At 68.2% G+C, this 13,192-nt stretch carries 9 protein-coding genes, 1 pseudogene and 2 CRISPR repeat arrays (1 of these 12 cut by a window edge); of the genes and pseudogenes, 4 read left to right on the top strand and 6 right to left on the bottom strand.

Annotated elements, in window-relative coordinates:
- Nucleotides 1-65 precede the first annotated feature (65 nt).
- The 5 genes from LPT13_RS08320 to LPT13_RS08300 all read right to left on the bottom strand — a co-directional run bounded on the left by LPT13_RS08320 (nt 66) and on the right by LPT13_RS08300 (nt 5,566).
- The gene (locus LPT13_RS08320; protein WP_242165531.1) at nt 66-776 is read right to left on the bottom strand and encodes a dimethyl sulfoxide reductase anchor subunit family protein; all 711 of its coding nucleotides are present in this window, start codon (nt 774-776) and stop codon (nt 66-68) included.
- 17 nt (nt 777-793) lie between these two features.
- Nucleotides 794-1,435, bottom strand: coding sequence for a Tat proofreading chaperone DmsD (gene dmsD, locus LPT13_RS08315; RefSeq protein ID WP_242165529.1), 642 nt, complete (start codon nt 1,433-1,435; stop codon nt 794-796).
- Between the two features lie 188 nt (nt 1,436-1,623).
- Nucleotides 1,624-2,502 (bottom strand): dimethyl sulfoxide reductase anchor subunit family protein, encoded by an 879-nt coding sequence (locus tag LPT13_RS08310; RefSeq protein ID WP_242165527.1) that lies wholly within the window; start codon nt 2,500-2,502, stop codon nt 1,624-1,626.
- Nucleotide 2,503: 1 nt separating this feature from the next.
- Entirely contained in the window at nt 2,504-3,124 is a 621-nt protein-coding gene (locus LPT13_RS08305; protein WP_242165526.1) for a 4Fe-4S dicluster domain-containing protein, read from the bottom strand.
- Nucleotides 3,125-3,145: 21 nt separating this feature from the next.
- Nucleotides 3,146-5,566, bottom strand: coding sequence for a DMSO/selenate family reductase complex A subunit (locus tag LPT13_RS08300; protein WP_242165525.1), 2,421 nt, complete (start codon nt 5,564-5,566; stop codon nt 3,146-3,148).
- Nucleotides 5,567-5,872: 306 nt separating this feature from the next.
- Here LPT13_RS08300 and LPT13_RS08295 point away from each other — a divergent pair, with 306 nt between their 5' ends.
- The 3 genes and pseudogenes from LPT13_RS08295 (at nt 5,873) to LPT13_RS08285 (ending at nt 8,179) form a co-directional block, all read left to right on the top strand.
- Nucleotides 5,873-6,673, top strand: a complete 801-nt coding sequence (locus LPT13_RS08295) for a hypothetical protein (RefSeq protein WP_242165523.1) — start codon at nt 5,873-5,875, stop codon at nt 6,671-6,673.
- Between the two features lie 798 nt (nt 6,674-7,471).
- Nucleotides 7,472-7,654 (top strand): annotated as a pseudogene (locus tag LPT13_RS08290) (response regulator transcription factor); the annotation flags it as partial.
- Between the two features lie 54 nt (nt 7,655-7,708).
- Nucleotides 7,709-8,179, top strand: coding sequence for a hypothetical protein (locus tag LPT13_RS08285; RefSeq protein ID WP_242165520.1), 471 nt, complete (start codon nt 7,709-7,711; stop codon nt 8,177-8,179).
- 495 nt (nt 8,180-8,674) lie between these two features.
- Nucleotides 8,675-9,238: direct repeats of the CRISPR family, unit length 29 nt; unit sequence GTTTCAATCCACACCGCTCTTGCGAGCGG.
- Nucleotides 9,239-10,212: 974 nt separating this feature from the next.
- On the opposite strand, the gene LPT13_RS08280 is transcribed toward LPT13_RS08285, so the two are convergent.
- Nucleotides 10,213-11,013, bottom strand: coding sequence for a PmeII family type II restriction endonuclease (locus LPT13_RS08280; protein ID WP_242165518.1), 801 nt, complete (start codon nt 11,011-11,013; stop codon nt 10,213-10,215).
- A gap of 511 nt (nt 11,014-11,524) precedes the next feature.
- Between LPT13_RS08280 and LPT13_RS08275 the strand changes: the two genes are divergently transcribed.
- Nucleotides 11,525-12,922 carry a DNA cytosine methyltransferase gene (locus LPT13_RS08275; protein ID WP_242165516.1) on the top strand — a complete coding sequence of 466 codons (1,398 nt, stop codon included), beginning with the start codon at nt 11,525-11,527 and terminating at the stop codon, nt 12,920-12,922.
- A gap of 51 nt (nt 12,923-12,973) precedes the next feature.
- Nucleotides 12,974-13,192: a CRISPR direct-repeat array (repeat unit 35 nt; unit sequence GTTTCAACCCACGCCGCCCCGCGAGGGGCAGCGAC); it runs 232 nt beyond the window's last position.

Raw genomic sequence — 13,192 nt, 5'->3', positions numbered from 1 at the left:
AGGGGAATTTCAAGGCGGGAGAGCCGCGCGCGAGGAAGGGGCGGAAGGGGGCGCGCGAGCTCGCCCTACACCCCCAAGCCAGCGGTCATGTGGACCATGTAGAACGCGAAGCGCATAACGAAGACGCCTGCCAGCACGCACACCGGCGACGCGACGAGGGCCCAGCGGGGCGCCCGCCGCGCAGGGGACGCGGCCCACGCGCCCAGGGCCACGCCCGCGCAGGCCAGCAGCGCGAACAGCCCCACCATGGGGCCGAAGGCCGGCGCCAGGTCGCGCGCCGCGGCGAGCGCGTTCTCCATCCCGGCCAGCTCGGCGCCCCATGCCGCGTAGACGGCGCTGTAGGCGAGCGAGATGGCGCCGAGGAACACGACGCCCAGGCACGACACCGCCGCGGCGGCGACGCGGCGCAGCGTCACGTTGCCGCCCGACTCCGAGAAGGACGTCAGCCAGAACACGCCGGCCGCGCCGAGGAAGGCCACGCCGCACACCACCTCGTTGGACAGCGGGCTGCGGCCGAGGCCGGCGACGATATAGAGCGCGTTGGCCGGGTTCCCCAGGTGGGTGGCGGACGCCACCAGGCCCACCATGGCCACCACCACCGGCATGCCGAGGGAGGCGTCGAGGCGCCGGCGCGCGTCGCGCCCGAGCCCGTCGCCGCGGACGACGAGGGGCAGCGCCATGATGACGTAGGCGACGATGCCCGCCGGGGCCAGAGTGGTGAACAGCACGAGCGTTATCTCGCCGAACGCGCTCGCGAACCCGTTGATCGGATGCATGGCGTGCCCCCCGGCGCCTACCGGTAGAAGCGCGGCGTCTCCACCGCCAGCCCGCGCGCGGACGCGACGCCCGCAAGCGAGGCGCGCGTGAGCGCCGCGAGCCCCTCGAAGAAGGGGCTCGCGGCCGCCGCCTCCATCTCCTCCAGGAAATGGGGCGCCCAGGTCAGCAGGTGCGCGGCCGCGTAGTCGTCCAGCAGGTCGGCGCGGTTGCGCGCGACCCACGCCAGCAGAAGCAGCATGAGGCCGATGTGGTCCTCGGGCTCGGTGCCGTCGCCGGGGCGCGAGATGCCGTTCTCGCGCATCCACTGGCGCAGCGCCAGGGTCGCCTCGCCGAACACGACGCACTCGCGGTCGGTGTAGACCGATCCCCACGGCGGCGCGGCCTTCGGCCCGGGGCCGACGAAGAGGCGCCGGTACTCCCACACCACGTCGTCGCCCACCCCCTCGGCGATCCCGCCCGTCATCAGCGCGAGCGCCTCGCGCGCGACGTCGTCGTCGACCAGGGGCCACTCCTGCGCGGCCTCGCCCACGTCGAGCGCCGCCAGCATCTCGTAGGTGGGCGCGATGGCCGCGTCCGTCGGGTCGTAGAGGAACAGCGGCCCGAGCACCTCCCCGATGAACGCGACGGCCTCGAGCTCGTCCTCGCGCGTGTCGACCATGTCTCTCCTCCTCCGTATCCGTGTTGCGTCCATGATAGCGAAAAGCCCCGGGGCCCGGGCCCGTCACCGCGCCCCTGCGCGACCGGGATCACCGGCGCGTGGGACGGGGCGGCGGGCCCCGGGCATCCGGGGCCCTTCGCAAGCGCCGCCCGGCAGTCCCGTCAGCGGGGCCGCCGGGCGGCGGGCGCTTAGAGCAGCATGCTCAGGCCGACCGACACCTGCATGGCGTAGAAGGCCAGGCGCATGAGCAGGATGCCCGCGACGGCCAGCACCGCCGCGCCGACGCCCATGCCGACCACCGCGCTCGCGCCGCCGCCGCGCACGGCGAACACGTCGCACACGCCGGAGGCCACCAGGCACACCACGCCGGCCACGATGACCATCAGGGCGCTCGACACCATGTCGGCGCCGCTGTAGAGCGCGTTCTCCAGGCCGTTGGCCGCCATGGCCTGGGCCGCCAGGCCGCCGATGCCGCACACGAGGCCCACGACGAGCACCGCCAGCACGGCCGTCTTGAGCGAGCCGGCCTTCAGCTCATCGGCGCAGCCGGCCAGGGCCAGCACCAGCACGCCCAGGGCGGCGCCGCCCACCAGCGCGTAGCCGAGAATCTGGACGGGTCCTGCCAGCGTGTTCCACGAGGCGATGGTGTCGATCATGTACGCCATGCCCGTGAACAGGGCGAACACCAGGGCCAGGACGGCCAGCACCACCGCGAGGCCCTTGCGGACGCCCTCGGGCATCTTGCCGGTGAGGGCCCAGGCCCAGTACACGACCATGACCACGCAGAACACCACGCCCGCGGCGATCTCGTTGGACAGCGGGGACGACCCCAGCCCGGCGAACACGCCGAAGGCGTTGGCGGGGCTGGCCAGGTGGAAGAATGCGGCGATGAAGCCGACGATCACGAACGCCACGGGGATGGCGGTGAGCCGGTCGATGCGCCCCAGGGCCTCGGCGTCGAGCTTGGCCGTGAGGAACGCGGCGGCCAGGATGACGAAGGCGCCGGCGCCCATCGGGGCCAACGTGCTGAACAGGGCAAGGGGCATCTCGGCGAAGGCGGCCTCCATGCTACATCACCTCCAGGGGGTTCACGACCTTCGCGGAGGCGTCGCCGGCCGGCTTCGCGTCCTTGGAAGGCTTGACGTACAGGTTGGGGGACGTGTAGGACTTAGCCGGCAGCGGGGCGATGTCGGCCTGCTCGCCGAGCTTGCTCATCGCGTCCACCGGGCCGAAGTCGAGGGCGCGCGCCGGGCACGCCTCCACGCAGACGGGCTTCTCGCCCGCCGCCACGCGCTCCTTGCAGCCGTCGCACTTGACGGAGTGGCCCTTCTCGCGATCCACCTTGGGGGCGTTGTAGGGGCACGCCATGTGGCAGTAGCCGCAGCCGATGCACTTGTCGGCGTCGACCGACACCAGGCCCGTGTCGGCGTCCTGGTGCATGGCGCCGGTCGGGCACACCTTCACGCAGGCCGGGTTCTCGCAGTGGTTGCACGCCAGGGACAGCGGATAGCTCACGCAGGTGCTGGCGAAGGTGCCGTCGTCGGCCTTCTTCGTCTCGCCGAGCGTGACCTCGTACACCTTGCGGTACGCGACGCCGAGCCCGAGGTCCTTGTAGTCCTTGCAGGCCATCTCGCAGGTCTTGCAGCCCGTGCAGCGAGTGCCGTCGAAATGAAATGCGTAGTGAGTCATCTATCTCTCCTCCTCTCGCCGCTAGGCCTTCTTGACTTCGCAGATGTTGGTGTGCTGCGGGTTGCCCTTGGAAAGGGGCGAGGGCCGCTGCGTGGTGAGCGTGTTGATGGAACCGCCCTTGTCGACGCCGTCCTTGCCGGCATGGACGTCGCCGTCCCACCAGGCGCCCTGGGACACGGCGACCGTGCCGGGCACGACGCGCGGGGTCACCTTGGCGTACAGCTCGATGGTGCCGCGGTCGTTGGTGACGTGGACGGTGTCGCCGTGCTTGATGCCGCGCGGCTCGGCGTCGGCCGGGTTGATCCAGGCCTCCATGGGGTTGACCTCCTTGAGCTCCGGGATGAAGCCCCACGAGGAGTGGATGCGCCCGCGGTAGTGGAAGCCGGAGAGCACGAGCGGATGCTCCTCGGTCGTGGTCTCGACGCCCTCCCACTCAGGGATGTAGACGGGCAGCGGCGGCAGGGTGTCCATGCCCTTGAGGGTGTCGCCGTCCTGAAGCTCCCAGCCCTCGGTGTCCTTCAGCAGCTTCTCGGAGAAGATCTCGATCTTGCCCGACGGGGTGGTCAGCGCGTTGGCGGCGGGATCCTCGCGGAACTTCTGCATCGAGACGATGTGGGGGTACTCGCGCGTGTACACGCCCATCTCCTGCATCTCCTCGTAGGGAGGCAGCTTGGCGTCCTTCTCGCGGGACTTGTCGTAGAGCTCGCGGATCCACTCCTGCTCGGTCTTGCCCTCGGTGAACTGGTCCTTCACGCCGAACTTGTCCGCCAGCATCGCGGCCATCTCGTAGGCCGACTTGCGCTCGAACTTCGGAGAGGTCGCCGGCGTGCCGGTGATGATGTAGCCCCAGTCAGAGCCCGTGGCGATCTGGGAGTCGTTCTCGAAGCGGAACAGGTCGGGCAACACGACGTCGGAGTAGTTCATGGAGTCGCACATCACCGTGTCGATGCCCAGGATGAACTCGCACTTGCTCTCGTCGGCCAGGATCTCGTGGGCCTTGTTGATGTCGCTGTGCTGGTTGGTCAGGCAGTTGCCCGCGTAGTTGATCATGTACTTGATGCCCGTCTTGAGCGCGTCGGCGTTCTTGACGCCGGCGTTCTTGGCGGTCATCTCCGGGCCGTGGTCGATGGCGTCGGTGAACAGGAAGCACGGGATGGACGCCTTCACCGGGTTGGTGCCGGCCGGCAGCGAGGAGAGCGACGGGCTGTTGCGCGCCTCGCGCGTGCCGTTGCTCGTGCCGGGCAGGCCCACCTGGCCGATGAGGCAGGGCAGCGCCATGATGGCCCAGGCGGTCCACTCGCCGTTGGAGCGGCGCTGCGGGCCCCAGCCCTGCACCACGTAGACCGGCTTGGTCGTGGCGATCTCGTCGGCCAGCGCGCGGATGCGCTCGGCCGGGATGCCCGTGATGGGGGCGGCCCACTCGGGCGTCTTCTCCACCTTGTCGTAGCCGGTGCCCATGATGTAGTCCTTGTAGGACATGTTCTTGCCCTGGTAGGCCTCGGGCATGGTCTCCTCGTCGTAGCCGACGCAGTAGGTGTGCAGGAACTCCTCGTCGGTCTGGCCGTTCTTGATGAGCTCGTGGCCCAGCGCCGCCACCAGCGCCGCGTCGGTGCCGGGGTTGATGGGCAGCCACTCCTCGGAATGGCCGAAGTTGGAGTCGTTGAAGCGCGGCTCGATCATATAGATCTTGGCGCCCGTGCGCTCGCGCATGTGGACCCAGTCGTAGTGGGTGGTCAGGCCGCCCTGGCGCGTCTCGGTCGGGCTCGAGCCGAAGCACAGGATCAGCTTGGCGTCCTCGCCGGAGGACAGCGAGCTGCCGCCGTTGTTCTTGGAGCCGTACATGTAGGGCGTGATGCAGGAGATCTGCGCTGTGGAATAGCTGTTGTAGAAGTTCAGGTAGCCGCCCACCAGGTTCAGGAAGCGGTTGAACGGGCGCGAGGTGGTCGCCGACACGCCGGTGGCGTAGGGCACGTAGACCGCCTCGTTGCCGTGCTTCTCGATGACCTCCTTGAGCTTGGACGCAGCCAGGTCGATGGCCTCGTCCCAGCTGATGCGCTCGTACTTGCCCTCGCCGCGCTTGGTTCCCTCGACGCGCTTCATGGGGTAGCTGATGCGGTCGGGGCTGTTGGCCCAGCGGCGGTAGGTGCGGCCGCGCAGGCAGGCGCGAGCCTGGGGCGTGTCGAACGTCGCGTCAGGGCTCGTGTGGGTGTCGACCCAGGCGATCTCGTCGTCCTTCACGTGCATCTTGAGCGCGCAGCGCCCGGGGCAGTTGATCGCGCAGTGGCCCCAGGTGACCTTCTCCTCGGGCGCGGCGACCGCGTCGGCGACGCCGGATCCGAAGAGGGAGTCCGCCGCCACGGCGCCTCCCCCGGCCACGGCGAGCGCGCCGAGCGCCCCACCCGTCTTGAGGAATGTGCGACGACTCACATTCGTATCGATCATGCAGATCCTCCTTCTCTCTGACACCGGGCGGCGAAACCGCTCCCACCTCCGACGCGCGCCCCGCCTGCATGCGCGGCCCGCGTCCCCTCGAGGTGGCGGCCCTCCCCGCCGCCCAATGAGCCGCCGACCCCCTTAGCCGACGGCTGTCGTGGGCAAGACTATAGGTCGCGGCTCGGGGGGACTTGTCACATAAATTATGTGATTTTTCATGAAGCACCAGGTCAGACCCATAATGACCCTTCTCACCCACCCGATTGGCCCACCAGCCCCGACGCCTTTTCGCGCTGCGTTGTCTATACTTCCCCCATGCAGCGCGAGCGCAGACAGAGCATCTTCACCCTCCTGAGGCCCGACTTGGAGTCGATCGGCTACGCCCTCTTCCTCGCCATCAACGCGGCGGGCGTGTGGGGCGGCGTGTTCCCCTTCCTGCCGCTGGCGTTCCAGACCCCGAAGATCCTCTTCTGGTTCTTCCTGTCGCAGTCGCTGGCCTTCTCGGCGAGCTTCGCCCTGAGCTGCGTCGGCGCCTACTTCCTCCCCGGCCCCACGCGGCGCTTCTCGGTCAAGCTGGCGAGCGCCCCCTACTTCCTGGGCTGGTGCTGTCTGATAGCCGCCATCTACCTGGACGGCGCCGCGCTGGCGCTCGTGGTGGCGGGCGGCGTGCTGCTCGGGCTGGGGTCGGCCGGCTTCTACATGCTCTGGCAGCGCCTGTTCGCCAGCCAGGACGCCGACGGCGGCAGCCGGGGGCTCCTGGTGGGGACGGCCTGGGGCGCGGTGCTCTACTACGCGCTGCATCTGATCCCCCAGGCGGTGACGGCCTACCTGATCCCCGCGGCGTTCCTGCCCCTCTTCGGGCTCGTCGTCACCCTGCGCAGCCGCACCATCAACCTCGACCAGCCGATGTTCGAGGATGTCCCCCAAGACCATCCCGCCGTCTACGCCCACGCGGTGCGGGGATACTGGCGCAGCGCGCTGTGCGTGGGGGCCCTCGGGTTCTGCGCGGGCATCATGCGCTCCGTCGCCGTGGCGGAGCCCTCCATCGGCATCTACGTGAACAACCTGTCGATGGCCGGGATGCTGGTGGCGGCGCTCGTGACCATCTGGCTGTGACGGCTCAAGGGCATCCGGCTGTCCATCACCGACGCCTACCGGGTGGTGTTCCCCTTCCTCATCACGTCGTTTCTGGGGCTGCCGCTGCTCTCCGACGAGTACGCGCGCTGGCTCGCGGCCATCCTCTACGCGGTGTACAGCGCCGCCATCATGCTCATGATGATGCAGTGCGCCCAGGTCTCGCGCGACCGCGGCGTCAACCCCGTGTTCATCTACGGGTTCTTCGGGGCGGTCGTGTTCGCCCTGCACAGCGTCGGGTTCCTCGGCGGCACGTTTGCCGAGGACATCCGCGTCATGGGGCTGTCGCCCCTGGCCATCGTGGCGATGGTCGCCGTGTGGGCCCTCGGGCTCATGCACTTCGTCGGCTCGGGCGGCTTCACGTCCACCCTCGCCGCCCGCGGCCGCGACGAGGCCATCGAGCTGGCCTCCCTGCGCACGATCGCCCCCGGGAGGAGGGCCGGCGGGAGCGCCGCGGGCGCGGGTGCGGACGGCGGGAAGAAGGCGGAGGCCGGGGGCGGCGGGGACGCGCCGGCGGGAGCCGGGGGCGGTGCAGGTGGCAAGAGCGGCGTGGGCAGCGGGAGCGCGGACGGCACGCTCGGCATGGGCGCCGAGGGCGCGGACGGCACGCTCGGCGCGGGCGGCGCGGGCGCGCCGGCGGGAGCCGGCGAGACGGGGCCGGCCGCCGGAGGCGGTGCGAGGGGCGCGGGCGGCGTGAGCGCGGCGGGGCCCCTGCTGCCGGCCGAGGCGACGGAGGCCGCAGACCTCCTCGCCGCGCAGGCGCAGCGCGCCCGCGAGCGCTACCGCCTCTCGGCGCGCGAGGCCGAGGTCATGGAGCTCATCGCCCGCGGCCACTCCGTCGCGCGCATCGCCGAGATGCTCGTGGTGTCCGAGAACACCATCCGCACCCACTCCAAGCGCATCTACACCAAGCTCGACATCCACAAGAAGCAGGAGCTCCTCGATCTCCTGGAGACCCTCTAGCCCCTGCGCTCACTCCCCTTCCGTAGTAGAATCGCCCCAGGAGAGAGGAGCCCCATGCCCGCCAAGATGCTCGCAAGCTTCACCGCCCGGGACGGATCGGGCCTCTGGGAGGTCACGACCGCCGGTATCCGCGTCGGCGGGGTGCTGTGGCGCTTCACCGACGAGTCGTTCGTGATCTGCGCGGTCACGCAGGGCCGCGTCGAGGAGGGCACGCGCGTCGTCGAGGACGCCGACGACGGCCTGGGCGCCTGGGCCGGCCTGGCCGTGCTGCAGGAGACCGGCAGCCTGCGTGACGCCGCGCTGGCCGCCTGGGCCCTCGGCGGCCCCGACACCCGCGTGGAGGCCACCCGCGCCGAGCTCCCCGGCACCGCCCAGCTGACCATCGGCAACCTCCGCGGCGTCCGCGACCTGCACCACGACCTCCGCTACCGCGAGGATTCCCTCCACGTGCAGGAAGCCAAGCTGCGCCGCTTCGCCGCCACCGCCAAGCAAGCCATAAACGCCCACAAGCGCCGCTGGGAATAGCAAGAAGCACAGCGCCGCCCGCGCCCGCGCGCGGGGGCAACGGCGCGGACAACGGGGACGGGGCAACGGGGACGTAGCCTGTTGTCCTTAGACTCCCCTCCAGCTAACCCACACCCCCCTCAGATGGACAAAAACCCGCGATCTCGCATCTGGATGGACAAAAAAGCGAAATATCACCGTCCCTAGGAGGAAAAAAGCGAGCAGAGTTTTTGCCCACAACGCCATGACCAGGGGAAACGCGCCAAAGGGGCGGGAACGAACTAACAGATTCGCGCACAAGTTCCGCGATATCGCCGATTTTTGTCCAGCGAACCTACCGAGGACAGCGCCCAACACCCCCCCCATCGTCCCGCCGAGAGCATCCTCTACGAGACGGCGCCCCACTCCGCCGACGCCCACAGAGCCAACCCGCAGCCCAACGGACTAGCTTCAATCCGCCCCACCCTCACAAGCAGCGCCGCCCATACGCTTCGCGCCCGACCCAGCCACACACCTGTTTCAATCCACACCGCTCTTGCGAGCGACGACATCAACGCTGGAGTTGAGTATCTGGCCGAAGTCGCCATTTCAATCCACGCCGCTCTTGCGAGCGACGACGTCCATCCAGTATGCCACCATCACCGCCAAGCTGTTTCAATCCACGCCGCTCTTGCGAGCGACGACAGGAGCGGGGCACCATCTCACCGTCCACGAGCTCGTTTCAATCCACGCCGCTCTTGCGAGCGGTGACGTCCCTGCTGCTCATGCCGGAGACGCCCGCGAAGTTCCAATCCACACCGCTCTTGCGAGCGGTGACACATTTTCCATGTTTTTGCTAAAGTAGCTACAGCGTTTCAATCCACACCGCTCTTGCGAGCGGTGACGAAGAACCTGCCGGTCTTTACGAGCTGAGATTGAGTTTCAATCCACACCGCTCTTGCGAGCGGCGACTAGAAGCAAGATTGTCAACCGCGTTATGCGACCAGTTTCAATCCGCACCGCTCTTGCGAGCGGTGACGACCGCCATGACGCCGTCCCAAAGTCCCGTCCAGTTTCAATCCGCACCGCTCTTGCGAGCGGTGACCGCAATATATTGTACGCCACTGAGATGTGTGCGCCACGGCTCGATATCAAAGCCACCTGCCGCAACGACGAAAGCCCCGTATGCGCCCCAAAACCCATAAAAGGCGGTGCGAACCTGCCGGCGTTTCCTTGTCGGCCCCCGCTTCGCACCGCCTGCCCCCTCCGGGCGGCGCATTCGACTGACTACCCGCCCCAAACACACCCACACAGTAAGAAACGCCGCCAAATCACACCGCTCGAATGCTCGCATCGCTAAGCCAAAGGCTCGCAGGCACGCCCACTGGATACTTTAAAACGAGACTCTGGGATGGAGGTCGCCAAGTACCGGGGCGCCTTCTTGGGTTCCGCTGCCACAAGGAGCCAGCGCTCCTCGGCCGCAGCCTCTCTGCGACATGCCTAGACAGCGAGGCCCTGAGCGGGGCAACAGGGGCATCGCCTGTTGTCCCTCAACCTCCTCTAACCAAATCTCAGCCCCTCACTCCCTTAGATGGACAAAAACCCGCGATCTCGCATCTGGATGGACAAAAAAGCGAGATATCACCGTCCCTCGGAGGAAAAAAGCTAAAAGGGTTTTTACCCGCAAGGCCTTGAACAGGGAAAACGCGTCAAAGAAGTAAGAGTGAGTCGGAAGATCCACGCATAAGTTCCGCGATATCGGCGTTTTTTGTCCAACAGATTTGGTGAGAGAGACACCCAGCATTCCCATCGTCCCGCCGAGAGCGCCCTCTACGCGACGATGCTCGCTCTCCGTCGACGCCCACGGAGGCAATCTGTAAGCCGACGAGCCAACTTCATCCGCCCCGCCCTCATGAGCAGCGCCGTCCATACGCTTCGCGCCTGACTCAGACACGCACCTGCTTCAATCCACACCACCCTTGCGAGCGGCGACCTGCGCCTGGGAACGCCCGCCACGCCTGCTGGGACGCGTTTCAATCCACACCGCCCATGCGCGCCTAGCGCCCCACACAACCTCAGCCCAGCAGCTTCTTCAGCTTGAGCACGTCGTTCATCGTCTCGCCCAGGCCGCGGGCGGCCAAAGCCTCTCGCATCTCCGCGCGCAGGCGCGCGAGGCAGGCCGCCCGCGCCTCGACGACGCCCTCGTTGGCGATGAGGTCGACGTCCGCGACGAGCCCCTCCACCGAGTCGAACCCGGTGAGCCACAGCCAGAACGCGTCACCGGCCAGGTAGCGGTACTCGAAGCCGTCGATGTCGCGGTTCGGCAGGTCGCGCGGGTCGGCGCGGTAGACGCGCACCTCGTCGACGGGCCGGGGGTTGCGCAGCACGCAGAAGGCGGGGCGCACCGGCTGGCCGCTCGCCCGACGGAAGCGCTCCTGCGCCGCGCACTTGTCCTTCAGCTCGCGCAGCTCCTGCGGAAACGACGACGAGTTCACCGTGTTGGCCTGCGACTTCAGCTCGCACACCCACAGCGCGCCGTCGCGCACGGTCATCATGTCGCCCGTGTCCAGCGTGTCCGACGATATGGCTGCGATGACCGCCTGCCATGTGTTGCCGATGACCGTCTCCTCGCTCGAGCTCTCGCAGGCGCGGAACGCCTCGGCTACGAACTCGTCGGCCGACGCCACGCCGCGCGCCGCGAACATGATCACGTCCTTGGCCAGCAGCTTGCGCAGGTTGACCTTGGACGCGTCGCCGTACCAGGCGATCCGCTTCTGCGCGAACTCTCCCAGCAGCTCGTAAGCCACGTCCCGCTGCCGCTGGATGGACTCCTCCGCAACAGCCGCGTCCAACCGATCCTCGAACCCGCTCGCCATCTCCCCGCCTCTCGTCGCCTTCCCTCAACCCCCAGGATACCGGAAAACGAAGCTGCGGCCCTGCCACGCCTATTCTCGATAGCGCAGATCTCCCAAAGCCCCGCGAATCCCCGTCAGGTTACAAGCATGAAATAGCGCCCCCTGCAGATCGCTTTCCATGACGGGCATGCCCGTGTTTACGACATGACTGACATGTATCGTCGCAAATCCGCCGCCCCTCTCAACCGGCCGCCCGAACGCCTCGCTGTTCGGCATGCCGCATCGCTCGCATCCTGTAGCCTGACCAGCCTGGGGATTCCATCCGATCATGACAGCCCTCCCTTCACTCGGCGAGACCTTCTTTCTCTTGCAGACACACCATAGCAAGAAGAATCCCCCATCCCTGTCCCGCACGTAGTACACCGAGCCGCCTTTCTCGCTTCCTCGCGAAAAACTCCCCCGCCTTGCCCTCCTCGCCATCCCCTACCCGCTATCATGGGTCTGCGAAATTTTCCGAACAGAAAGCGACGCCATGCAGCAGCCGAACATCCCCGCCGCCAATACCGCTGAGACCCGCGACGACCTCCTCTCCGCCGACGATGCCGCGCGCATCCTCGGCGTCACCAAGCAGACCGTCTCTCGCCTCATTCGCACCGGCCAGCTGCCGGCCGAGAAGGTGGGCAGCCGCTGGGTCATCTTCGCCGGCAAGCTGGACGACTACCTGGTCGAGAACAACCTCGTGCCCGAGCCACCCGACCATCCGCGCCGCGCAGGCGTCGGCATCCCGACGCCCGCCGGCGGCTCCCCCGCCATCAACGCGCTCAGCTTCTTCTCGGGCGCCCTCGGGCTTGACCTGGGGATGGAGCGCGCCGGCATCTACCCGGCACTCTACTGCGAGAACGACCGCAAGTGCCGCATGACCATCCAGGCCATGCGCCCCGACGCCGCCCTCATCGGCGACATCAACCGCTACGACGCCGCCCAGGTGCTGGAGATGGCCGGCCTTGAGCCCGGCACCGTCGACGTCATGTTCGGCGGCCCGCCGTGCCAGGCGTTCAGCACCGCCGGCGCCCAGCGCGCCTTCGACGACGAGCGCGGCAACGTCTTCCTCAAGTACCTGGCCCTCGCCGCCGACATCCAGCCGGCCTACCTCGTCATCGAGAACGTGCGCGGCCTGCTCTCGACGCCGTTTCCCCTGGTAGAGGGCGGCCAGCCCCAGCGCGGCGGCGCCTTCCGCCTCATCCTGCGCCACCTGGAGGAAGCCGGCTACGAGGCCAGCTTCAACCTCTACAACGCCGCCAACTTCGGCGCCCCGCAGATCCGCGAGCGCGTCGTGCTCATCGCGAAGCGCGGCGGCGGGCGCGTGCCCTACCTCGAGCCCACCCACGCCCCGGCCGGCGAGTGCGGCCTGCCGCCGTGGCGCACCTTCCGCGAGGCCGTCGAGGGCCTCGACCCCGCCACCCTGCGCCACACCGACTTCCCCGAGAAGCGCCTGCGTTACTTCCGTATGCTCAAGGGAGGCGAGTACTGGAAGAACCTGCCCGACGACATGCAGCGCGAGGCGATGGGCAAGGCCTACGCGCTCTCCGGCGGCAAGACCGGCTTCTACCGGCGCATCAGCTTCGACCGGCCGTGCCCCACGCTCGTCACGTCGCCGACCATGCCCGCGACCGACCTGTGCCATCCCACGGAGGACCGCCCGCTGGCCGTCGAGGAGTACCGGCGCGTCCAGGGCTTCCCCGACGACTGGCGCATCTGCGGCGACGTCATGGACGCCTACCGCCAGATCGGCAACGCCGTCCCCGTTGCCCTCGGCGAGGCCATCGGACGCGCCATCCGCGCCGACATGGCTGGTAGGGTGGCCGATCCCCGGTTCGAGGGATTCCCCTACTCAAGGTACAAGCGCACGAGCGATCAGACGTGGGGGTAGGGAATCCGCCGCAGCGACCAGCCTTGAGCCGGGGGTGAACCTGCTGCTCAAGTTTCAGCCCACGTTGCCCCGTGAGGGACAGCGACCCAGCCTCGCCGATGCCGATGACGGAGGGGCCGTTGTTTCAACCCACGCTGTCCCGCGAGGGGCAGCGACACGTACTACTTCGGCGTGACGGTGGTTGGAGTTGTTTCAACCCACGCCGCCCCGCGAGGGGCAGCGACAAGCACTCGGGATCGTCCTCCAAGAGGAAGTCCGGTTTCAACCCAC

The sequence above is a fragment of the Adlercreutzia faecimuris genome (assembly GCF_022669055.1).
Classification (GTDB): domain Bacteria; phylum Actinomycetota; class Coriobacteriia; order Coriobacteriales; family Eggerthellaceae; genus Enterorhabdus; species Enterorhabdus faecimuris.
This window is presented reverse-complemented; position numbering and strand designations above follow the sequence as displayed.

Excerpts from the sequence above, each read along its gene's own strand:
- LPT13_RS08320 (WP_242165531.1), bottom strand. The coding sequence starts at position 776 with ATGCATCCGATCAACGGGTTCGCGAGCGCGTTCGGCGAGATAACGCTC.
- dmsD (WP_242165529.1), bottom strand. The coding sequence starts at position 1,435 with ATGGTCGACACGCGCGAGGACGAGCTCGAGGCCGTCGCGTTCATCGGG.
- LPT13_RS08310 (WP_242165527.1), bottom strand. The coding sequence starts at position 2,502 with ATGGAGGCCGCCTTCGCCGAGATGCCCCTTGCCCTGTTCAGCACGTTG.
- LPT13_RS08305 (WP_242165526.1), bottom strand. The coding sequence starts at position 3,124 with ATGACTCACTACGCATTTCATTTCGACGGCACTCGCTGCACGGGCTGC.
- LPT13_RS08300 (WP_242165525.1), bottom strand. The coding sequence starts at position 5,566 with ATGATCGATACGAATGTGAGTCGTCGCACATTCCTCAAGACGGGTGGG.
- LPT13_RS08295 (WP_242165523.1), top strand. The coding sequence starts at position 5,873 with ATGCAGCGCGAGCGCAGACAGAGCATCTTCACCCTCCTGAGGCCCGAC.
- LPT13_RS08285 (WP_242165520.1), top strand. The coding sequence starts at position 7,709 with ATGCCCGCCAAGATGCTCGCAAGCTTCACCGCCCGGGACGGATCGGGC.
- LPT13_RS08280 (WP_242165518.1), bottom strand. The coding sequence starts at position 11,013 with ATGGCGAGCGGGTTCGAGGATCGGTTGGACGCGGCTGTTGCGGAGGAG.
- LPT13_RS08275 (WP_242165516.1), top strand. The coding sequence starts at position 11,525 with ATGCAGCAGCCGAACATCCCCGCCGCCAATACCGCTGAGACCCGCGAC.